General features: G+C 53.7%; 17 protein-coding genes. 12 read left to right on the top strand and 5 right to left on the bottom strand.

Going from position 1 to position 20,815, the window contains the following annotated elements; all coding sequences use genetic code 11:
* The first annotated feature begins 13 nt into the window (after positions 1 to 13).
* Together ACL2XO_RS02070 and ACL2XO_RS02065 are read left to right on the top strand one after the other, a co-directional pair.
* Entirely contained in the window at positions 14 to 1,159 is a 1,146-nt protein-coding gene (locus ACL2XO_RS02070) for an LLM class flavin-dependent oxidoreductase (RefSeq protein WP_413742090.1), read from the top strand.
* A 233-nt stretch (positions 1,160 to 1,392) separates the two neighbouring features.
* Positions 1,393 to 3,009 carry a rhodanese-like domain-containing protein gene (locus tag ACL2XO_RS02065; protein ID WP_413742089.1) on the top strand — a complete coding sequence of 539 codons (1,617 nt, stop codon included), beginning with the start codon at positions 1,393 to 1,395 and terminating at the stop codon, positions 3,007 to 3,009.
* 158 nt (positions 3,010 to 3,167) lie between these two features.
* Here the strand turns inward: ACL2XO_RS02065 and ACL2XO_RS02060 are convergent, their stop codons facing one another.
* On the bottom strand, positions 3,168 to 3,692 hold the full coding sequence (locus ACL2XO_RS02060) for a universal stress protein (protein ID WP_413726259.1): 525 nt from the start codon (positions 3,690 to 3,692) through the stop codon (positions 3,168 to 3,170).
* A 227-nt stretch (positions 3,693 to 3,919) separates the two neighbouring features.
* Here ACL2XO_RS02060 and ACL2XO_RS02055 point away from each other — a divergent pair, with 227 nt between their 5' ends.
* The 9 genes from ACL2XO_RS02055 (at position 3,920) to ACL2XO_RS02015 (ending at position 12,845) form a co-directional block, all read left to right on the top strand.
* The gene (locus ACL2XO_RS02055) at positions 3,920 to 4,366 is read left to right on the top strand and encodes an antitoxin Xre/MbcA/ParS toxin-binding domain-containing protein (RefSeq protein ID WP_413726258.1); all 447 of its coding nucleotides are present in this window, start codon (positions 3,920 to 3,922) and stop codon (positions 4,364 to 4,366) included.
* Positions 4,363 to 4,833, top strand: coding sequence for an RES family NAD+ phosphorylase (locus ACL2XO_RS02050; RefSeq protein ID WP_413726257.1), 471 nt, complete (start codon positions 4,363 to 4,365; stop codon positions 4,831 to 4,833). The genes ACL2XO_RS02055 and ACL2XO_RS02050 overlap by 4 nt, the downstream gene beginning before the upstream one ends.
* A 213-nt stretch (positions 4,834 to 5,046) precedes the next feature.
* Positions 5,047 to 5,889: a 23S rRNA (adenine(2030)-N(6))-methyltransferase RlmJ gene (locus tag ACL2XO_RS02045; RefSeq protein ID WP_132923960.1), complete on the top strand. Its 843-nt coding sequence runs from the start codon at positions 5,047 to 5,049 to the stop codon at positions 5,887 to 5,889.
* A 186-nt stretch (positions 5,890 to 6,075) separates the two neighbouring features.
* The gene (gene gorA / locus ACL2XO_RS02040; RefSeq protein ID WP_413726256.1) at positions 6,076 to 7,428 is read left to right on the top strand and encodes a glutathione-disulfide reductase; all 1,353 of its coding nucleotides are present in this window, start codon (positions 6,076 to 6,078) and stop codon (positions 7,426 to 7,428) included.
* 468 nt (positions 7,429 to 7,896) lie between these two features.
* Entirely contained in the window at positions 7,897 to 8,814 is a 918-nt protein-coding gene (locus ACL2XO_RS02035; RefSeq protein ID WP_413726255.1) for an Ig-like domain-containing protein, read from the top strand.
* 136 nt (positions 8,815 to 8,950) lie between these two features.
* Positions 8,951 to 9,880 (top strand): Ig-like domain-containing protein, encoded by a 930-nt coding sequence (locus tag ACL2XO_RS02030; RefSeq protein WP_413742088.1) that lies wholly within the window; start codon positions 8,951 to 8,953, stop codon positions 9,878 to 9,880.
* Positions 9,881 to 10,456: 576 nt separating this feature from the next.
* Positions 10,457 to 11,476, top strand: coding sequence for an Ig-like domain-containing protein (locus tag ACL2XO_RS02025; protein ID WP_413726253.1), 1,020 nt, complete (start codon positions 10,457 to 10,459; stop codon positions 11,474 to 11,476).
* Positions 11,477 to 11,848: 372 nt separating this feature from the next.
* Positions 11,849 to 12,079 (top strand): hypothetical protein, encoded by a 231-nt coding sequence (locus ACL2XO_RS02020; protein WP_413726252.1) that lies wholly within the window; start codon positions 11,849 to 11,851, stop codon positions 12,077 to 12,079.
* A gap of 25 nt (positions 12,080 to 12,104) precedes the next feature.
* The gene (locus ACL2XO_RS02015; RefSeq protein ID WP_413726251.1) at positions 12,105 to 12,845 is read left to right on the top strand and encodes a hypothetical protein; all 741 of its coding nucleotides are present in this window, start codon (positions 12,105 to 12,107) and stop codon (positions 12,843 to 12,845) included.
* Between the two features lie 216 nt (positions 12,846 to 13,061).
* Here the strand turns inward: ACL2XO_RS02015 and ACL2XO_RS02010 are convergent, their stop codons facing one another.
* Positions 13,062 to 14,417 carry a cation:proton antiporter gene (locus ACL2XO_RS02010; RefSeq protein ID WP_413742087.1) on the bottom strand — a complete coding sequence of 452 codons (1,356 nt, stop codon included), beginning with the start codon at positions 14,415 to 14,417 and terminating at the stop codon, positions 13,062 to 13,064.
* A gap of 241 nt (positions 14,418 to 14,658) precedes the next feature.
* On the opposite strand from ACL2XO_RS02010, the gene ACL2XO_RS02005 reads away from it, so the two are divergent.
* Positions 14,659 to 15,780, top strand: coding sequence for a GNAT family N-acetyltransferase (locus tag ACL2XO_RS02005; RefSeq protein WP_413742086.1), 1,122 nt, complete (start codon positions 14,659 to 14,661; stop codon positions 15,778 to 15,780).
* A 10-nt stretch (positions 15,781 to 15,790) separates the two neighbouring features.
* On the opposite strand, the gene ACL2XO_RS02000 is transcribed toward ACL2XO_RS02005, so the two are convergent.
* From ACL2XO_RS02000 to ACL2XO_RS01990, 3 genes are all read right to left on the bottom strand, one after another.
* Positions 15,791 to 17,626, bottom strand: coding sequence for an ABC transporter ATP-binding protein (locus ACL2XO_RS02000; protein WP_413742085.1), 1,836 nt, complete (start codon positions 17,624 to 17,626; stop codon positions 15,791 to 15,793).
* Between the two features lie 149 nt (positions 17,627 to 17,775).
* Complete coding sequence (gene arcA, locus ACL2XO_RS01995; protein ID WP_203524498.1) at positions 17,776 to 19,044, bottom strand: arginine deiminase; 1,269 nt, start codon at positions 19,042 to 19,044, stop codon at positions 17,776 to 17,778.
* Positions 19,045 to 19,059: 15 nt separating this feature from the next.
* Positions 19,060 to 20,568, bottom strand: a complete 1,509-nt coding sequence (locus tag ACL2XO_RS01990) for an amino acid permease (RefSeq protein ID WP_413726247.1) — start codon at positions 20,566 to 20,568, stop codon at positions 19,060 to 19,062.
* Positions 20,569 to 20,815: the final 247 nt, after the last annotated feature.

The following is a 20,815-nucleotide window of genomic DNA, read 5'->3' as shown; positions in this document are numbered from 1 at the left end:
TTTGAGGTGGCCTATGCCTTACCCCGTTTTACCGCCGCTTCCCCCTGACAGTCCGCTGGGGAAAGTGCTGGATCAACCGCTGATACTCGGGCTGTTTTTACCCATACATAACGGCGGCTGGACCATGTCCGCCTATCCGCGGGCCACCGACTGGACCTTCGATTACAACGCGGCGCTGACCCGCCAAGCCGAAGCCCTGGGATTCGATCTGGTGTTCGGACCGGCCCACTGGTTGTCCAAAGGGGGGTTCGGCGGCGAGATACGCTATCGCGAAACCGCCCTAGACACGCTGATGGCGGCGGCGGGGCTGGCGGCGGTGACGGAGCGCATTTTGCTGATCTCCACCGTGCATATTTTCTACGGTCCTTGGCATCCGCTGCATTTGGCCAAGTTCGGCGCCACCCTTGACCATATGTCCGGCGGCCGCTGGGGGCTCAACGTCGTTACCGGTTTTCGCAAAGATGAATGGTCCATGTTCGGCCAACAGCAGCCCGACCACGACCGCCGCTATGAGCTGGCGGATGAGTATGTCTCCCTGCTGCAACAGCTGTGGGCCGGCGAAGAGGATCTTGACTACCACAGCGCACAATGGACGCTGAGCAAGGCCTTCGTCACGCCTAAACCCCGCTATGGCCGGCCGATTATCGTCAGCGCCACCAGCTCCGCCGCCGGCATCGCCCAGGCGGTGCGCCAGGCGGATTTGATATTCGTCACCAGCCCGGCCGGCGCCTCTTTCGACGAGGCCATCGAGGCGCTGCCGGGCATCACCCGCCAGGTGCGGGAAGCGGCGGCGGCCATCGGCCGCAACGTCCGCATTCTGGTGAATCCGATGATTATCGCCCGGGATACCGAGGCAGAAGCCCATGGGGTTTATCAGGAGATCCTCCGGCAGGCCGACCATGGCGCGGTGGACGGCTTCTTCCATACCCATGCCACCGGCGACAGCCGTTCCTGGCGCGGCCACCAGCGTGATGAGCGCATCGTGGGGGGCAATATCCAGCTGGTGGGCACGCCGGAACAGATAACCGGGCAAATACTGCGCCTCAAGGCCATCGGCTGCGACGGGCTGCAGCTCTGCTTTGTGGACTATGAACCGGAACTGGCTTACTTCGGCGAACGCATCCTGCCGCTGCTTAAACAAGCGGGCCTGCGTCTGTAAGTTTTTTAATTATTTAACTTCACTATACCCTAAATAGTTCGAGTTGCAGGAAGGCGGCAACGCAGCGACAAATCTGCCTGAAGCAGATTTGAACGCTGCTTACAGCGGCCCCGAAGGGGCGAGGCCCAAGGATGAGCCGAGTATTGCCAACGCACCTGCAACTTAAAATATGACGGGTATAGGCGGCCAACACGGCTGCCACGTGAAAGATGACGGCTATCAATGGGCTACTTATGACTAAATATAATGATTACGGATCGGCCGTCCCCCTGTCCGATCTGCTTAATTGGCTTGAAGACGGCGAAGAGCTGGCCTTTATCGATATCAGGGAAGAGGGGCTGTATGGCGACAGCCATCCTCTGCTGGCGGTGAACGTGCCTTACAGCCTGCTGGAAAGCCAGTTCCCCGCGCTGGTCCCCCGCGCCGATACCCGCACGGTGCTGCTGGCGGAAGATACCCGAGGGGGCGAACGGGCCGCGGGACGACTGTCGGCCCTGGGCTATTCGGACATTCACATCCTGGAGGGAGGGATAGGCGCCTGGGAACAGGCCGGCCTGCCGCTGTTCAAAGGCGTGAATGTGCCGTACAAGGCGTTTGCCGAATTCGTCGAACATCATTACCGGACGCCGGCCATCGAAGCCGACGCGCTGGCGCGCCTGATTGAACAGCAGGGGGATTACGTTCTTTTGGACAGCCGGACGGTGGAGGAGTACGACCGCTTCCATGTACCGAGCGCCATATCCGTGCCCAGCGCCGAACTGCTTTACCGCTTCGACGATCTGGTCCCCTCGCCGCAGACCCTGGTGGTGGTTTCCTGCGCCGGCCGAACCCGCGGCATTATCGGCGCGCAAACCCTGATAAACGCCGGCGTCCCCAATCGGGTCGTGGCGCTGTCCGGCGGCACCCAAGGCTGGCGGCTGGCGGATTTCGCCACCGTCCGGGACGGCAATCGCTACTTTCAGGCCCAAAGCGATACCGCCGCCCAATCGTCCCGGCAACGAGCGGCAAAACTGGCCCGGCGCTACCATGTACCGCACATTGATGCGGCCACCCTCCGCCAGTGGCAAGGGGATGAAAAGCGCACCACCTACGTGTTTGATGTCCGCCATGAGGACGAATACCGGCGTGGCCACCGGGCCGACGCCCGCTGGGTGCCGGGAGGGCAGCTGGTTCAGGCGCTGGATAAATGGGTGGGCACGCGGGGTAGTCGAATTGTGCTCAACGACAATGACGGCGTCCGGGCCGCCACCACTGCCCATTGGCTTATACAGCTTGGCTGGCAATGCTATGTGCTGGCAGGCATTGACGAGGGTATTCGCCCGCCGTCCCGTCTCCTTGCGCCGCCTACCGTCCCGCGGATAAACGCCGCCGCCGTGGGGCAACGGCTTCTGAACGGCGCCATCGGACTCTCCGCCGACCGCAGCTGGGACTATCGCCGGTATCATCCCGCCGGCACCCACTGGGTAAACCGCTCGCGGCTGGATGATCTGCCTGCCGTCGCCGGCAATGCCCGGGACATCCTGGTATTCGCCGAAGATCCGGCGCTGGCGCAAGGGGTGGTCCTGGATTTGAGCGACGCGGGTTTCAACGCCACGGCGGTTGAGGGTAAACGGCAGGATTGGCTGGCCGCCGGACTGGAACTGCACAGCAGTTCGCAAACCCCTGCCGTTGCTCAGCAAATCGATTTTTTATTTTGGCTGCACGATCGCCATGAGGGCAATGCCGCCGCCAGCGCCGCCTATCTGGCCTGGGAAGCGGACCTGCCGCGCCAGGTGGGGGATCCCGCCAAGGCCCATTTCACGCTGGGGATAGCCGATGGGGATGCAGGCGGCCCGTCCAATGACCATTGATGGAAGCAGCGTGTCGTTTGAAAACGGTTAATCGGCACGTGACATACCGGCGAGTTTTTCCACACCGCCGGCGTGTCATTCAGCCCGACTCTTTCCATACACCGGCAAACTATCAGTCCGGCGTTCGCCGTTTTTATCAGCCGAATGCCGCTTTGTTATTATTGTGCTGAATAAGAGGATTCCCGGATCACGGTGACCGGGCAGCCTGCGTTGTCGATAATCTGTCGCGCCACCGATCCCATTAACCAGCGTTCAATATTGGAAAAACCGCGATGGCCGACGATAATGTGGTCTATTTTGTGGCTTTCCGCATAATGCAGGATCATTTCCGCCGGGTTACCGATTTCCATTTGCTTCACCAGATCCATATCCCGGTAAGCGGGATTATCTTTCAAGCCGTCGAAGAATTTCCCATATATCCCTCGCGCATTTTCGATAATCATTTCCGTCGCGGTTCCGCTGCCGAATTGCGGCAATTGGCAGACGGAAACAATATGTAACCTGGCGTCGAAACGCCTGACAAATTCGCAGGCAAATCCCAGCGCCTGTTTGGCGCAGTCAGAATCATCATAGGCTATCAAAACCTGTTTAATCGCAGCCATGGCTGCCTCCCGTGATTTCATAGCGGTAATAGAGACGGCTTTAATCCCGCCGTCGGCATCCGCCAGCGGGTAAACCGGCATACTTCCCCAGCATACCAGTTGGGCGGCGGATACGCATCTCGCCCCGCCGGGGTTTTGTAACATTGCCGGAATGAGGTGACTGACCCAAAACGATGCCATTCACTGTGTATATACCCGTCATACCTCAAGTTGCAGGTGCGTTGGCAAAATACGCATAAATAGTGCTTTATACCCATCTGACAATTGTCTATACTATCCCATGACAAATGTCTGCTGAAGAGATTGCCATGAGAGCTTATATTCCGTCCCATGAACCACAACATAATGCTTTGTGGAAATTTGCCGGTCTGCCCGTCAGCAGAGGCCGTGAGTTGACCAATGTGCTGAAAATTGGCCTGCCGGTTGACGTGCTTGACAGTATTCATAAATGGTCAGACATGTCTAAGGCCGATATTCTGCGGATTGCCGGCATAAATGAAAGAAACGTGGCCAGGCGTAAAAGTACAGGAACGGCTTTTTCACCCGATGAAAGTGAACGTATCGCCCGGCTTGTGCGGGTGATGGACGCAAGCGTACATCTTTTTGGCGGTAATAAACCCGATGCCTATACCTGGTTGAGAAGCCCCGTAAAGGGCTTGGGAAATGTAACACCGGTCTCGCTTCTTTCCACTGAGAGTGGTGCGCTTGAGGTCCTTGATTTGATTGGCAGGCTTGAGCACGGCGTCTATTCATGATTTTTTACAGGCTTACACAAAAAATCCATGCGGCGGAAGCATGGACGGGTTATGGCGCGAGTATTTATGGAGGGAGATGGAATCACAAAGGCAGTGCGGCTGTTTATGTATCTACCACCATCGCTCTGGCCTCATTGGAAATTCTTGTGCATTCAATTCATGATAGCCTACTGAATCAGTACTCCCTTTTCAGTATCGAGTTGCCCGATGATCAGGTTGAATACCTCGAAAATGCTTATTTGCCTGATGACTGGAGAGAGGATCCGGCTCCGTTTTCCACCATGGACTTGGGAACAGGTTGGCTTGACTCAATTGAAGGTATTGCTTTAATAATTCCTTCATGCATTATTCCACAAGAAAACAATGCTATTTTAAATCCTCTACACACTGATTTTCGGCAGGCATTGCGATCAGTTAAAGAAGTTGATTTTTCATTTGATGGTCGTTTAATAAAACAAGAGGATTAAATCGGTATCTGAAACTCAAGGTGCATTTATTTCCTCGGTTTTTTTACTCTCCATCGTCTATGGAATGTCAATGAAGCCATAAACTGTCTGATACCATTACTATGGTCGGTGATCCTTTCTCCGTTTTGTACCAGCGCGGTCTTTTGTGAAAGCAACAAATGAAGAAAATGCTAATTATAATAAAATCGATAAATTCCAATTGGATATAAATAAATGTTAAGTTATCGCCACAGTTTTCACGCCGGCAATCACGCCGATGTGCTCAAGCACACGGTACTGAGCCTGATCCTGGCCGCCATGAAGGAGAAGGATAAGCCCTTTCTCTATCTGGATACCCATGCCGGCGCCGGGCGCTATCTGCTCAACAGCGACCGGGCCGAACGCACCGGCGAATATCGCGAAGGTATCGCCCGTATCTGGCAGCGGGAAGATTGTCCGGCGCTGCTGGAACCGTATCTGACGGTTATCAATCACTACAATCGCAGCGGTACCTTGCGTTATTATCCCGGTTCGCCGCTGATTGCCCGCCAATTGCTGCGGGAGCACGATCGCCTGCACCTGACGGAACTGCACTCCAGCGATTACCCGCTGCTGCGCAGCGAATTCCAAAAAGACCCCCGTGCCGAGGTGCTGCGCGCCGACGGCTACCAGCAGTTGAAATCCCAGCTGCCGCCGCCGTCGCGGCGCGGCGTGATACTCATCGACCCGCCTTATGAAATGAAAACGGACTATCAGGACGTGGTGGCCGGCATCCAGGAGGGCTATAAACGCTTCGCCACCGGCGTCTATGCCCTGTGGTATCCGGTTGTGCTGCGTCAGAATGTGAAACGCATCCTGGCCGGGCTGGAGAAGACCGGCATCCGCCGGATTTTGCAGATCGAGCTGGCGCTGCGCCCTGACAGCGATCAACGGGGCATGACCGCATCGGGCATGATCGTGATTAATCCCCCCTGGATGCTGGAACAACAGATGAATGAATTATTGCCCTGGATTCATCAGGCGCTGGTGCCCGAGGGAATCGGCCATACCCTGGTGCGCTGGGTGGCGCCGGAGTGATCCCTATCCTGACCAATCCTGTTTTAGCCGACGAATCCAGCAATAAATCCCCGGAGTCATCCAGGCCGGGCCGGGATAAACCCGGTATAGCCGTTTCGCCTATTGGAGGGATTGATGCAATCTTTGCGACAATTTACCTTTGCGGGTTAAACTTGTGCCCATTGATATGAACATAGGGAAGATCCGATGACCAGACATTACGATTACCTTGCTATTGGCGCCGGCAGCGGCGGCATCGCCTCCATTAACCGTGCGGCGATGTACGGCCAGAAATGCGCCCTGATTGAAGCCAAATATCTCGGTGGTACCTGTGTCAATGTCGGCTGCGTCCCGAAAAAAATCATGTGGCATGCGGCACAGATTGCCGAGGCGATAAAACTGTACGGCCCCGATTACGGTTTTGACACCACCATCAACCGTCTCGACTGGGGGACTTTGGTCAAAAGCCGCAGCGCGTATATTGACCGCATCCATCAATCCTATGAACGGGTGCTGGGCAATAACAAAGTAGATGTTATCGAAGGTTTCGCCCGCTTTGTGGACGCCCATACCGTTGAAGTCAACGGCGAACGCATTACCGCCGATCATATCCTGATTGCCACCGGGGGCCGTCCCAGCCACATCGATATCGTCGGCGAGGAATACGGCATCGATTCAGACGGCTTTTTTGCCCTGGATGCCATGCCCCGGCGGGTGGCGGTGGTGGGCGCCGGTTATATCGCGGTGGAACTCGCCGGAGTGCTGAACGCATTGGGGGCGGAAACGCACCTGTTCGTGCGCAAACATGCGCCGCTGCGTACCTTCGACCCGCTGATTATCGATACCCTGGTGGAGATCATGAACGCGGAAGGCCCTACCCTGCATACCGGATCCATACCGGAATCCATCGTCAAAAACAGCGACGGCAGCCTGACGCTGACCTTGGAAAACGGCGGCGAATTTATTGTTGATGCGCTGATTTGGGCCATCGGCCGGGAACCCTCCACCGACAACCTGAACCTGGCCGCCGCCGGCGTGGAAACCGACAGCAACGGCTATATCCGGGTGGATAAATACCAGAACACCAACGTCCCGGGAATTTACGCCGTCGGCGACAATACCGGCGCGGTGGAATTGACGCCGGTAGCGGTGGCGGCGGGCCGCCGTCTGTCCGAACGCCTGTTCAACGGCAAGCCGGAAGAACACCTGGATTACAACCTGATTCCCACCGTGGTGTTCAGCCATCCCCCCATCGGCACCATCGGCTTGACCGAACCGGAGGCGCTGGCGAAATACGGCGAGAAAGAGGTCAAAATCTATAAAACCGGCTTTACCTCCATGTATACCGCCGTCACCGATCATCGCCAGCCTTGCCGCATGAAGCTGGTGTGCGTCGGGCCGGATGAAAAAATCGTCGGACTGCACGGCATCGGCTTGGGCATGGATGAAATACTGCAGGGTTTTGCCGTGGCGATCAAAATGGGCGCCACCAAGCGCGATTTTGATAATACCGTGGCCATCCATCCCACGGCGGCGGAAGAATTGGTGACCATGCGATAAGCAGCGTTAGCAATACCGCAGGACGACAGTGATAGCTGCCGATGCCCCGACCGATCATGGGAGGGGCTGTGTTCAATTCAATATTTGTACCTTGCAGCAGTTCCTTAAAGAAAGTGGGCTAGTTGACGAATGAATTGAAAAGCATTCTAACCTTTTAAAAGGTACAACGCGTGGTCTGATAATACATTTTATTATTACAGCATCAAATACCACAATTCCATTAATAATCAGATGACAAAAATTAGCATTCACAATGCCGTTTTTGGATATTTTTGATTTTATCCCCCCATCTGCGGTAAAAACTTCAAGAGTCCGATACGTTAGCCTTTTTTAGCAGAACGATGGCGCATATTAACCTTGCTTATTTGAGTGAGCCTTTATATATATTCTATTGTTCAATGCATAACCTTAAAGCATAAGTCATACTTTCATTGATTTAACGGATTTTATTTAAAACAAGGTAAAACTATGGCACTCGCGGATCCTATTTTTCCACAAACGGTCGATGGCATAATACCTATCCAAAGCGTTACGAATGATGGAGCCGTGATAGTCCTGATTCCAGCTTATACCAATCCTGCGCCCTTAGACCAGATAACGGTATTGTGGAATTTTATAGGTAGAGGACAGTACACCGTAGCAGATTATAATCCAAGCTTTCCCATCGTGATCCGCATACCGGCAGTCTTCGCCCCCATAGGAAGATATTTAGTCTCTTATATCATAGAGGACCGTTTCGGCAATACGACGTCATCCGAGACTGTTCTGGTGGAAGTTTCCAATAACGCCTTGTTACTAGAAGCCGAGGTGAGCACCGCAAACATTGTGGCCGGTAGCGGAATCCCACATATCATTGATTACTGGCTAATTACTCCGGCGGGCGTAGGTGCTCCCGGCCGCTTGTTGCAATACAGCGTCGATGGCAGCGCCACGCTTGTGCCGCCTGTGTCGGATACCACTGATGGCAACGGGCATACCCAACTGCGCGTCTTCAGCAGCACGCCGGGAACCGTCACGGTGCATACCGTTCTTGCATCCGATCCGATTGCCGTTTACAGCCATATCAGGCTCACCTTTTTCGGCGCCGTGCTGACACAACTCATTTCGGCCGAGGTACAAGCGGACAAGGCGCAGGGAAATGGTCTGGGAGTTAACCGGATACGCTATCAGGTCAGAACCCTGGCCGGCGATTTGCCGGTGGCCAACGCCAGGCTCGATTTCAGCGCCACCAACGGCGCGGCGCTATCTCCATCCTCGGGGATTACTGATTTAAATGGCTACGTTACCCTAGCATTAACCAACCGAATGAGTGGGATAGTGACAATTACGGCTTTATTAGCTTCGGGACTTGGTACGGAAAACTTTACCAGAGTGACTTTTAATTAGAGACAATATTTATTCCAGGGATAGCACAGTTTAATTATGCCGGAAGGTTCAAATAAATTAATGGATACAATTTTAGTAAAGATTAGCAATATTATTTTTATAGTTAAAAAAACAGAATATTTGCCGGAGGTACTTTATGCAAAATCAATATCCGCCTAATCATGCTCCTCAAAGAGATTACTATCTTACCTTAATCTCTTCCGCTACAGCAAAGGCTGACGGAAGAGACAGAAATAATGCCATAGCGACGCTCTATAGTCACGGGCAACCGCTGTGCGGACGTCAAGTTACCTTCTGGCTATCAGGCAGCGCCGCATTCTGCGATGGCGCTCAACAAACCAGCGCAATAACGGATAGCCGGGGTCAGGCGGCAGTGTATTTTACCGACTGCCGGCAAGAAACCGTGGCCGTGAGTTGCAAATTCGACGGGATGTCCGCGGTAAGCTACTCCACTTTCGAAAGTGCTGAAGAAATAACCGGGTTAGGCATTATCGCCAGTGTCGAAAGCAATTACGCTGCGGCGAATGATTATGATAGTAATGTCATACAATATACATTGCAGGATTTTACAACCGACCAGCCCGTCCCGGGCAGGGTGCTAAACTTTTCAATAGTCCGTGGTTCTGGAAGTTTGTATAACACTTTTGATACCACCAACGCCTCGGGGCAGGCACGGGTTTCTTTACGCAGCGGTGTACCGGATGCGGTGGAAGTCAGGGCCGTTTTGGATGGCCAGCCCACGGTCTATAATTACACCGTGGTCAGTTTCTCCACCCCCATTACCCATACCATTTCGGCCGAACCTCTTGATATCAATGTACCCGCAGGGGGCACCTATCGTATTCGTTATACGCTCAGAGATATAGACGGCAATCCCGTTCCTAACGACTTGATGACTTTTAGCTCCAGTCCCGCGATACCCACTATAACGCCAACTGTGGGCTTTACCAACGGCCTGGGACAAATTACCGTTGGTATACAGAGTTTTTCTACCGGTAGCTTCATCATTATTGCTGAATATTCGGCGGGCAATGCTGAAAATACCACCCTTATCACGTTCAACTGATATTGGTGGAATAGTCGGGCTTAATCAAGGCTTGGACGGAGAATATTTATTGGATAGGCAAACGATAATGCGTTAAATATGATATTTCCGTTCCAGGCCGATACACTGCCCAATGACGATAATGCGCCGCGGCACGAGGAGCTCTTTTTATGTTTATTAGCCGGTATTACAGGGCCGGCCATATTACGCCATACGCTTTAGCCGCACTGTTGAGGTGCTGCCAATGAGCAACGGTTTTAATATTCATCATCAGTCTCATTAAAGAGGCATTAAGCGTAATTTCCTGTTGGTTGTAATGCTTGATTTAGTCGTGGAAATTAGGGATGGATGTCGAAACGGCATAAATGTCCTCTGTTTTTTTTTGGCAAAAGTATGCCAATTTATGAACTTGATTATTTTCTCGCAGGTTTTATGATTTAGCAAATTCTCGGAATTTATAAACGCTCAACGTTTTGCGTTGTAGATTTTTACTATGAATACCCATTGCAAACACTAGCAAAAATTGGTTTTTGTTTACTTCCACTTTGTGAGCAAAAACAGTTTCGACCAAGCTATCAGTATTTTCAGGGGTCACCTATGGAAAATAACAAAGAGTGTTATCCACTTACCCCGCCGGGATGCCCGGTGTCGCCCTTAGCCAACTATGTGCTCACGGCACAAATTTTAGCTAACAACGCGCCGGCGGACGGCGTCAGTCTTAATGGCGTACGCTTCACCCTCTCCAGTCCGGCGAGTTTGCCGGTGGCCCACCAAGAGCTTGAATTTTCCGTCACCGGCAGCGCCGCGTTGGTCATTCCGACATCCTATACCAATAATAACGGCATTGTTGATGTGGTGGCGAGAAACACCCAGCCTGAGACGGTTCAGCTCTTCGCAAATCTGGTGGCAGACCCGACGGTGAGCGCCAATAGCTTGTTGACATTCACATCAACGGGTCCTGTACCGATTTACGAGTTGACATCCAGAATTATCGTCAATGACGCGCCTGCCAATGGCAGCAGCGGAAACGAAGTAGAATTTTTTCTATCGTATGGCGGCGTGGGCGTTTCGGCTCAATTACGATTGTATTTTAACGGCGCATTCAGCGAGGTGGTCACTACCGCACCCACCGGGTCTTATATCGCTTCTTTTAGCAGCGCCGAATCCGGTTCCTTTACCGTCATAGCGGAAGTTGAGAACGATAGGACGGTGTTTACGTCCGAGACAGTGACCTTTACGCCGGTAATAGTTTATCCAATACGTCTAGGTCCAAATGTGATCACGTTCCAACAGGCGGGTGCAGGGACGCTGGCCGGCATACAAAGATTTATGGCGGGATTCAATGTCATTGAGGGTCATATTTATTCTTTTACAATATCTCCAGCTAATGCCTTTAACTATTCTGTTTGTCCCGAAGGAAGCGTTTTTGACAATGGCAGTCAGAGTTGCCTTACCGGCGTAAGCAGTGATTATGAACATTTGGGCAGCGGCATGTCCCCGGTTCGTGCGCTTACATCCGGCCAGGGCAGTTATCTGCGGTCCCGTCTCGCCGTCTGGCCTGCTTTTGCACAGTATCTCACGTTTACCATCACTGTTTATGATAACGGCCCAGGATGATAATAATCGTGGCCTAATGCTTGGGAAAGGGGGTTGTCCGTATCAAATGATAATCCTTTTTCCTTTCGTTGTATAAGATTTGGATCATGGGGAAAATCTTCGTGCTATGTATGAAGAGAAAGCAACTGCTTAAGGCATCGTTTATTATTTAGCATTTTTTGGCAGCAGAATGTTCAAATAAAAACTTGCTTCTTTTTTTGATAAAATAATGATTTTCAAAAACATATGAAAATTAAAACGCGAAGCCTTATGCCTTCGAGATTTCCAAAATGAACGCTTATCGCGCACGCTAGTCAAGCAGGGTTATTTTCTTCTACTTTATGAGCGAAAACAATTTCGACCCAGCGACCAGAATTTTTTAAGAGGTTACCTATGGAAAAGAATAATGCGTGTTATCCACTTACCCCGCCGGAATGCCCGGTCTCGCCGTTAGCCAATTATGTGCTCTCCTCTCAAATTCTGGCTAATAACGCGCCGGCGGACGGCCTCAGTCTCAATGGCGTACGCTTCACCCTCTCCAGCCCGGTGAATTTGCCGGTGGCCAATCAAATGCTGGAGTTTACCGTTTCCGGCAGCGCCACTTTAATTATTCCGACACCCTAATACCAATTATAGCGGCATTGTCGATGTGGTGGCGATAAATTATGAACCAGAAACGATTCAGCTTTTCGCAAGCCTGGCCGCCGATACCTCGGTGAGTGCCAATAGCTTGTTAAGCTTTATACCAGTGTCGCTTCCTACTTACGAAATATCATCTAGAATTGTGGTTAATAATGCATATGCCGACGACAGAAGCACAAACGTAGTGGAATTTTATTTAACCTATGCCGGGCTAGCCTACTCAGGGCAGCTAATATTGTTTGTGACCGGCCAACTTACCACGCTGGTCACCACCGGACTCGACGGCCTTTATACTGCCTATGTTGCCAGTTCTTCTCCCGGTGAAGTGAACGTCAGGGCGGAAGTGGTAAACAATAGGGTCGTATTTGCCGCAAGCATAGTCACTTTTATTCCGAGGGGAATATATTTAGGCTCGAATGTAATACCGATACCGGCAGTTCCAATGGGTTTAGGGCTTCAGGATTTTATGAGTTCCCTTGATATCATTCAAGGTCATGTTTATAGGATTGTAGGCATTCCCTCGGCAGGCCTTTACCTGGGCGCTTGTCCTGAAGGATATGTATATGATAGAAATACGACAAATTGTCGTTTTGCATTATCTGACTATACACATTTAAGTACTGATAGCATCAGCCCCGTTCTTGCACTACGTTCAGGTTTAGGTCAGGATCTCCGCTCTGCCAAATACTATCAAGTTGTCACTGCAAGAACCATTACCGTGCAGATCTTCGATGAGGGCCCGGCTTGATAACCAAGCCGTCCTATTATGAGCGGTAAAGATAAAACCAAAGGAATCGTCCGCGACAAGGGTAATCCCTTTTATTTTTATGCAAGGCGCCTATCCGCTGTTAGTAATAACGTCTGTGATTAGCGAATATCCCGCCCGGACAAGTGCAATGCCGCAAGTAGGGTAAGGTCGATACTGGTCGCGCCCGGACTACCACAAAACAAAATCGATGGTAAATTACTGCTTATTCTCCCGCTCCGCGTCCGCCGCCATTTTGCCTTGCCGCCAGTTCAGCAGGGGCGACACCGAAACGCCGTGCACAATGACGCTGGCCACTACCAGGGTAAAGGCCATGTTGGCCATGCGTTCGGCCTCGGGGCCGGCCAGGCCCTGGTTATAGGCCCAGGTAATGTAGTTGATGCTGCCGATGCCGCGGATGCCCAGCCAGCCGATCAATGCCCGGTGCAGGGGCGGCTCGCCGCTGCCGATGGTCGCCAGGTAAACCGCGGCCGGCCTTATGAGCAAAAACAGGATGGCGGCCAGCAGCAACCCCAGGGGATCCCAATGCATGGCCAGGGTGATGCCCAGCACGATCACGATACCGGCGGCGAACAGTCGCTCCATGGTATCGCCGAAAGAGAGTGCGTCGCTCACCACCAGGCCGACGGAGCGCAGCGGCCCGGTGGCGCCCGAAGCTTCACGCTGGTTAGGGTTCACCAGGGATTCCGCCGTGCCGCCTCGCTCCTCTTCCGGCAGGTGATCCGGCGGATGGCGGTTAAAAATGCCCAGTTCGGTGCGGCGCAATCCGACCCCGGCGGCAAAGGCGGCCAAAAAGCCCGAGGCGTCCAGGCTTTGCGCCGCGGCATAGCTTAACGCCACCAGGGATAGGGCCAGGAAATCATTGGGGGCGGTGTCGTTTTGGCTGATTTTGGAATGGGTTGCCAAATGTCCGATAAGCCGGCCCAGGCCGAAACCGATGCCCAGCCCCCCCAGCAGCGACCAAAGAACATCCACCAGCGCCCAATGGCCCAGTTGGGCAAACGACAGCGGATGATGGGCGGTAAGCAGCAGCATCGCCAGCATCAATACCGGCAGCGCCGTGCCGTCGTTCATGCCCGCTTCGCTGGACAGGGAAACCCGCAGGCTGTCGTCGTCCCGTGCATCGTTGACCGAGATTAGGCTGGCCAGCACCGGATCGGTGGGGGCCACTATCGCGCCGAAGACCAGGGAAAGCGGCCAGGAAAAGCCGGCCAGAAAATGAGCAGCCACGGTGACGCCCACCACGGTAAAGATCATGGCCGGAAAGGCCAGACGCACCCCCATGAGCCAGCCAGGATCGCGAAACGGCAGCCGCAGCTTGAGACCGGTGATAAACAGGGAAGCCGCCATGGCAATTTCGGTCACCCGCTCTATCAGCACCGCATGGGCGGCCACGTCCACCCGCAGCAGATTCAGGACCCATGGACCACAGACAATGCCCGCCGCCAAATACAACCCGAAAGAAGTGACTGGACCGCGATGGATCCAGCCGGAGGCCAGCGACATCAACAACAACAGACCGCCCACGGCCGCTATCCATCCCGTAAAACCCATGGAGTCTCCTGATAATGTTTTTATTCTCCTTTCAGTATGATCGATTTTTTCCACGATCCCTGATTATGTCTGGATCTGAAGCGGATAGGGCAGAGACCGCTTTCACAATTAAGCCGTGAGCAACGCACATTTCCACCCGTGGGTGCGCCCGGCTTTTGGCTCTGCGTGCCCCTTGTCTTGCGTATCGCCCGGCAACTGGCTACTGTCTGTGGTTGACGGCATGTAACCGGAGCACAACGTTATGTCTTTGACGTCCCTGGCGCACCTGAACGATGTACCCGCCGGCGAGTGGGATGCCCTGGTCCCCGCGGGACAGCCTTTTTTACAGCACGCTTTTCTCTCGACCCTGGAAGAGAGCGGCAGCCTGGGACCGCTTTCCGGCTGGCGTCCCCATCATTTGCTGTGGCAGGAAAACGGCCGCTGCCTGGCCGCCATGCCCGGCTATCGCAAAAGAAACTCCAGCGGAGAATACGTGTTTGATCACGGCTGGGCCGAAGCCTGCCATCGCGCCGGAATTCAGTATTATCCCAAATGGCTGGGGGCGGTGCCCTTCAGCCCGGTAACCGGCTCCCGTGTGCTGGGGGCGGAGACGGCGGCGGCAAAACTGCTGGATGCGCTGCCGGATTATCTGGCCGAACAGGGCTGGTCCGGCGCCCATGTGAATTTCACCGATGCCAAAGCCGGTTCTCTTCTGGCGGCCCGGCCGGACTGGCTGCATCGATTAGGTTGCCAGTATCACTGGCATAACCGCGGCTATCGGGATTTCCAGGATTTCATGGATGCCCTGAGTTCGCGCAAGCGCAAGCAGATGCGTAAGGAGCGCGAAGCGGTGGCGGCGCAAGGCATTGATTTCAGATGGCTGGAAGGGGGACTGGTGAGCGAGGCGCAGTGGGACTTTATCTATACCTGCTATGCCAATACTTATGAAGTGCGGGGCCAATCGCCTTACCTGACGCGGGATTTTTTCAGCCTGCTGGCGCAGCGGATGCCCGATGCAATCCGGGTGGTGCTGGCAAGCCGGCAGGACCGTCCCGTTGCCATGGCGTTCAGTCTGGTGAGCGACGACACCTTTTACGGCCGCTATTGGGGCTGCCTGGCGGAGTTCGATCGCCTGCACTTTGAAACCTGTTTCTACCAGGGAATCGAATATGCCATCACCCACGGTCTGTCGCGCTTCGACGCCGGCGCCCAGGGAGAACATAAGCTGATTCGCGGCTTTGAGCCGGTGCTGACCGACTCATGGCATTACCTGCGCCATCCGGGGCTGCGAACCGCGGTGGCGGAGTTTCTTAACGAAGAACGGGACGCGGTGCGCGCCTGGGCGGAAGAAGCGCGTAAAGCGCTGCCCTATCGTCAAGAGTAAGCGTCAAGAGTCAGTCCACGCCGACAAAACCGCCGGTCTGGTATTGCCACAGCCGCGCATAAAGCCCCTGCCGGCTCAGCAGTTCGCTATGGCTGCCGATTTCAGCGATGCGCCCTTCGTTCATCACCACCAGCCGGTCCATTTTGGCAATGGTGGAGAGGCGGTGCGCGATGGCGATAACCGTTTTACCCCGCATCAGCACTTCCAGGCTTTCCTGGATGGCCGCTTCCACTTCCGAATCCAGCGCCGAGGTGGCTTCGTCCATTATCAGGATCGGCGCGTCCTTGAGCAGTACCCGGGCGATGGCGATACGCTGGCGCTGGCCGCCTGAAAGTTTCACGCCCCGTTCCCCCACGTGGGCATCAAGGCCGGTGCGCCCTTCGGCATCGGATAGCATCGGGATAAACTCATCGGCCCGGGCGCGATGTATGGCTTGCCACAGCTCGGCGTCGCTGGCGCCGGGCCTGCCGTACAGCAGATTTTCGCGAATGGAGCGATGGAGCAGCGACGTGTCCTGGGTAATCATGCCGATACCGGCCCGCAGGCTCTCCTGGCTCACCTCGGCGATATTTTGCCCGTCGATAATAATACGCCCGCCGTTGAGGTCATATAGGCGCAGCAGCAGGTTCACCAGCGTCGATTTGCCCGCGCCGGAGGGGCCAATCAGACCGATTTTTTCACCGGGACGGATAGCCAGATTCAGGCCGTCGATCACCGCCCGTCCTTTGCCATAATTGAAATGCAGATTTTCAAAGCTCACCGCGCCCTCACGCACCTGCAGTTTGGGCGCCAGTGGGCGATCGGTAACGCTTACCGGCTGCGAAATGGTGTTAAGACCGTCCTGCACCATGCCGATATTTTCAAAGATACCGTTCACCACCCACATGATCCAGCCGGACATATTCACCAGGCGAATCACCAGGCCGGTGGCCAGGGCGATGGCGCCGACGCTTATCAACGACTGCGACCACAGCCACAGCGCCAGCCCGGTGGTGCTGACAATCAACAGACCGTTCATGATGGTAATGGTGACGTCCATGCCGGTCACCAGCCGGCTCGCCAGCTGGGTCTTTTCCGTCTGCTCGGTAATGGCTTCCCGGGCGTACTGACGCTCGAGATCCGTATGGGCGAACAGCTTCAACGTGGCGATATTGGTGTAACCGTCGACGATGCACCCCATCAAGCGGGATCGGGCGGCGGAAGAGACCGCCGAGCGGGATTTAACCCGCGGCACAAAATAATACAGGCAAAAGAGATAGCCCACTATCCAGACGATCAGCGGAATCATAAGGCGCCAGTCGGCTTCGGCGAACAGCACCAGCGAACTGACGGCGTAGATCAGCACATGCCATAAAGCGTCCACCGCCTGCACCGCCGAATCACGCAATGAATTGCCGGTTTGCATAATGCGCTGGGCGATACGGCCGGCGAAATCGTTTTGGAAAAACCCCAGGCTCTGCCTGAGGACATAATTATGATTCTGCCAGCGGATCATGCTCGTCATGCCGGGATTGATGGTCTGGTGTACCAGCAAATCGTGCAGTGTCAAAAAAATCGGCCGCAGGATAAGTATCACCACCGCCATCCACAGCAGTTCGTGCCCGTGTTCGCTGAAGAAACGTTGACCTGAACCACTGCTTTGCGCCAGGTCGATAAGACGGCTGAGGTAAGGAAATAACGCCACCTCGATCAACGCCCCGATAAGCCCCACCACCAGGAGAGCGGCGAAGCTAGGCCACACCTGGCGCAGATAATACACATAGAAGGGTAAAACCCGATCCGGCGGCGCGGACGCGGGGGATTCCTGGAAAATATCGATCATGCTTTCAAAACGGCGGAACAGCATAAAAGCCCCTTAATTTACTCGGAGAAAAGGGCTATCCCGGCCCAGATAAAACGCTCCTGAAAAAGGTAGCTTAGTGTATTTTCACCCTGGTTCGCGAATCATTATGCGAAATGGCATTACCGCCCCTGGCGTTTAGCGCCATCTTGCTTTCATTCCACCGCGTCACGGCACAGCGGGCAGGTCATGCAATGACCGCCGCCGCGGCCGCGGCCTAACTCGCTGCCGACGATTTCAATCACCTCCACGCCCTCTTTGCGCAATTGCGTGTTGGTTTTGGTGTTGCGATCATAAGCCATCACCACCCCCGGCGAGAGGGCTACCATATTATTGCCGCTGTCCCACTGCTGGCGTTCGGTGTCGTAATCGTTGCCCTCGGTCTCCACCACCCGAAGCTTGTCCAGGTTTAACGCCGCCGCCACCGCTTCCACAAAGCTGCCGCCGTCGCGGCTGAGCTTCATGCCGGTGGGGCCGCTGTCCGGGCGCAGGGAGAAAGTTTTGATTTGATTAACAATGGTCGGATAGAGCGTTACCACGTCCCGATCGCAGAAAGTGAACACCGTGTCCAAATGCATGGCCGCTCGCAGTTTCGGCATGGCGGCAATCATTACCCGCTCCACACCGGAACGCGGATTGGCAAACAGCGCGGCCGCCAGTTGGGTAATGGCCTGATGGGAGGTACGCTCACTCATGCCGATAAGCACGGTCTTGTTGCCGATAGGCATTACATCCCCCCCTTCCAGAGTGGCGGTGCCATGGTGCTGTGTGGGATCGCCATACCAAATGTCAAAATCCCCGTGGACAAAATCCGGATGGAATTTATAGATGGCGGCGGTCAGCAGCGTTTCTTCATGCCGGGCCGGCCAATACAGCGGATTAAGCGTCACGCCGCCATAAATCCAGCAGGTGGTATCCCGGGTGTATAACGTATTGGGCAGCGGCGGCAACATATATTCGGTAATGCCCACCGCTTCGCGAATCAATTTCAGTTCTTCGTTATCGTAATGGCCGGCGTCCGCCAGTTCGGTGGTTGAAAGGCCGCCAATGAGGATTTCAGCTAATAGGCGGGACGGCTGGCCGTCGAGAAAGTCGCGGGTTTCCTTGAGTATGCCCAGTGAAACCTCGTTCGGCACTATTTGCTGGTCCAGAATCCACGCCTTGGCCGTCGGATTTTCCAGGGTGGTCGCCAATAAATTATGCATTTCCAGCACATCCACGCCGCGCTCGCGCATTTTGACGATAAAATCAAAATGATCCCGTTTCGCCCGTTCTACCCATAATACATCGTCGAACAGCAATTCATCACAGTTACTGGGGGTCAGCCGATTATGTGCCCGCCCCGGTGCGCACACCAACACCTTGCGTAATTTACCTACTTCGGAATACACGCCATATTTAACAGTATCTTTTTTTCTGGTCATCTTAGCTCCATCCGCTTAGATCGTGATAATGCCCGTAGCGATACTCCACAACGCCACAATGGCGGCAAGCATGACAATGATGAAAATTATTTTTTCAACCGGATTAAAAAAAACAGCATGTTGTTCACGTTTGGTGATGAGATATAAAACAGAGCCAGGGCCGTAAATAATGGCCGAAAGTAATATATATTTCAGGCCACCGGCGTAGAGCATCAATAAAGAATAAAAAGTGGCGATAATGGCAAAGACCAGATCTTTCTTATGCCCACGTTTAATGGTTTCATAGGTTTCGCCGGTCCAGGCCAGTTTGAAACCATAGGCCGCCACCAGCAAATAAGGAATGAGAGTTAACGAGCTGGTTAATTCAAGCGCCAGTTGGAATGCATAATCGCTGAATAAGGTTAAAATCAAAAAAACCTGAATGGTGATATTGGTGAGCCATACCGCGGCGGACGGCACGCCCCGGCTATTCTCCGTGGTAAAGACCCTCGGCATGCTTTGATGCCTGGCGGCGGAAAACAGCACTTCGGCGGCCAGCAGAGACCAGGAAAGGTAAGCGCCCAGTACTGAGATAAGCAGACCGATACTGATAAATATCGAGCCCCAGCGGCCCACCACCGCTTCAAGCACGACGGCCATGGAAGGCTGCCGCAGCGCCGCCAGATCGGCCCGCGGCATGACGCCGTAGGACAGCATGGTGACCAATATCAGCAGGCACAGCACGCCGATAAATCCCACCACCGTTGCCAGGCCGATATGACTGCGTTTTTCTGCGTAACGGGAGTATACGCTGGCCCCTTCAATACCCAAGAACACAAATACCGTCACCAGCATGGTACTGCGGACCTGGGAAAAGAGGGATTCCGTTCCCGCCGCCGACGTAATGGCCAGCGCCGCGTGGCCGGCATAACCGTAATCATTCAGATGCGCCAGGACACCGGCATTAGCAGGATCGGTTCCTCCATGGAAATTAAGAACGAAAAGGTTGTGATCAAAAGCTATAATCAAGATGATAATAAAGCAGAATATGGGAACAATCTTGGCAAAAGTGGCAATTGTATTTATTGACGCCGCGCTTTTTACCCCCCTTAAAAGTAATATATGAAATCCCCACAGAATAACTGAAGCCACCAGCACAGCCGACACGGTATTACCGTTGCCGAAGACCGGGAAAAAAGCCCCCAACGTCGACTTGATTAACACAAAATAGGAAACATTGCCGATACAGGTCCCCGCCCAGAAACCCAATGCTGAAGCAAAGCCTAAATAGTCGCCGAAACCTTCTTTTGCATAAATGAAGACGCCGGAATCCAGATTGGGTTTACGTTGAGCCAACGACTGGAAAACAAATGCCAGCATCAGCATACCTCCCCCCGCGATACCCCAGGCAATAAGGGCGCCAAAACCACCGGTTGCACGGCCGAAGGTTGCCGGTAAAGAAAAAATACCGGCCCCCACCATCGATCCCACAACCAGCGCGGAGAGTGACCAAATAGATAATTTATTTTCCGTGGTGTTTGCCATAGTTAATCCCATTAACTCACGATGGATAAAAACCTCATCCCATATTTAGAATCAAAATTGTGATCTCAATCCAATTTTTTCTTTAACTTCTAAATAGTAGATAGCATATTAATGAGCTGTATCGCAAATTAATTTTTATTGATTACGCCACATTTTCCAATAGCATTAAAACAGCTAATTCATACGTACGATAATAATTCAATTAGTTAGTTTAATATAATAAAAAAACCAGGTTAATAGTGAAAGT

Origin of the sequence: Sodalis sp. RH15, assembly GCF_047324255.1 — a bacterium.
Lineage (GTDB): Bacteria > Pseudomonadota > Gammaproteobacteria > Enterobacterales > Enterobacteriaceae > Acerihabitans > Acerihabitans ligni.
The sequence above is the reverse complement of the archived record's forward strand: the minus strand, read 5'-3'. Positions and strand labels throughout refer to the sequence as shown.

Excerpts from the sequence above, each read along its gene's own strand:
- ACL2XO_RS02070 (WP_413742090.1), top strand. The coding sequence starts at position 14 with ATGCCTTACCCCGTTTTACCGCCGCTTCCCCCTGACAGTCCGCTGGGG.
- ACL2XO_RS02065 (WP_413742089.1), top strand. The coding sequence starts at position 1,393 with ATGACTAAATATAATGATTACGGATCGGCCGTCCCCCTGTCCGATCTG.
- ACL2XO_RS02060 (WP_413726259.1), bottom strand. The coding sequence starts at position 3,692 with ATGCCGGTTTACCCGCTGGCGGATGCCGACGGCGGGATTAAAGCCGTC.
- ACL2XO_RS02055 (WP_413726258.1), top strand. The coding sequence starts at position 3,920 with ATGAGAGCTTATATTCCGTCCCATGAACCACAACATAATGCTTTGTGG.
- ACL2XO_RS02050 (WP_413726257.1), top strand. The coding sequence starts at position 4,363 with ATGATTTTTTACAGGCTTACACAAAAAATCCATGCGGCGGAAGCATGG.
- ACL2XO_RS02045 (WP_132923960.1), top strand. The coding sequence starts at position 5,047 with ATGTTAAGTTATCGCCACAGTTTTCACGCCGGCAATCACGCCGATGTG.
- gorA (WP_413726256.1), top strand. The coding sequence starts at position 6,076 with ATGACCAGACATTACGATTACCTTGCTATTGGCGCCGGCAGCGGCGGC.
- ACL2XO_RS02035 (WP_413726255.1), top strand. The coding sequence starts at position 7,897 with ATGGCACTCGCGGATCCTATTTTTCCACAAACGGTCGATGGCATAATA.
- ACL2XO_RS02030 (WP_413742088.1), top strand. The coding sequence starts at position 8,951 with ATGCAAAATCAATATCCGCCTAATCATGCTCCTCAAAGAGATTACTAT.
- ACL2XO_RS02025 (WP_413726253.1), top strand. The coding sequence starts at position 10,457 with ATGGAAAATAACAAAGAGTGTTATCCACTTACCCCGCCGGGATGCCCG.
- ACL2XO_RS02020 (WP_413726252.1), top strand. The coding sequence starts at position 11,849 with ATGGAAAAGAATAATGCGTGTTATCCACTTACCCCGCCGGAATGCCCG.
- ACL2XO_RS02010 (WP_413742087.1), bottom strand. The coding sequence starts at position 14,417 with ATGGGTTTTACGGGATGGATAGCGGCCGTGGGCGGTCTGTTGTTGTTG.
- ACL2XO_RS02005 (WP_413742086.1), top strand. The coding sequence starts at position 14,659 with ATGTCTTTGACGTCCCTGGCGCACCTGAACGATGTACCCGCCGGCGAG.
- ACL2XO_RS02000 (WP_413742085.1), bottom strand. The coding sequence starts at position 17,626 with ATGCTGTTCCGCCGTTTTGAAAGCATGATCGATATTTTCCAGGAATCC.
- arcA (WP_203524498.1), bottom strand. The coding sequence starts at position 19,044 with ATGACCAGAAAAAAAGATACTGTTAAATATGGCGTGTATTCCGAAGTA.
- ACL2XO_RS01990 (WP_413726247.1), bottom strand. The coding sequence starts at position 20,568 with ATGGCAAACACCACGGAAAATAAATTATCTATTTGGTCACTCTCCGCG.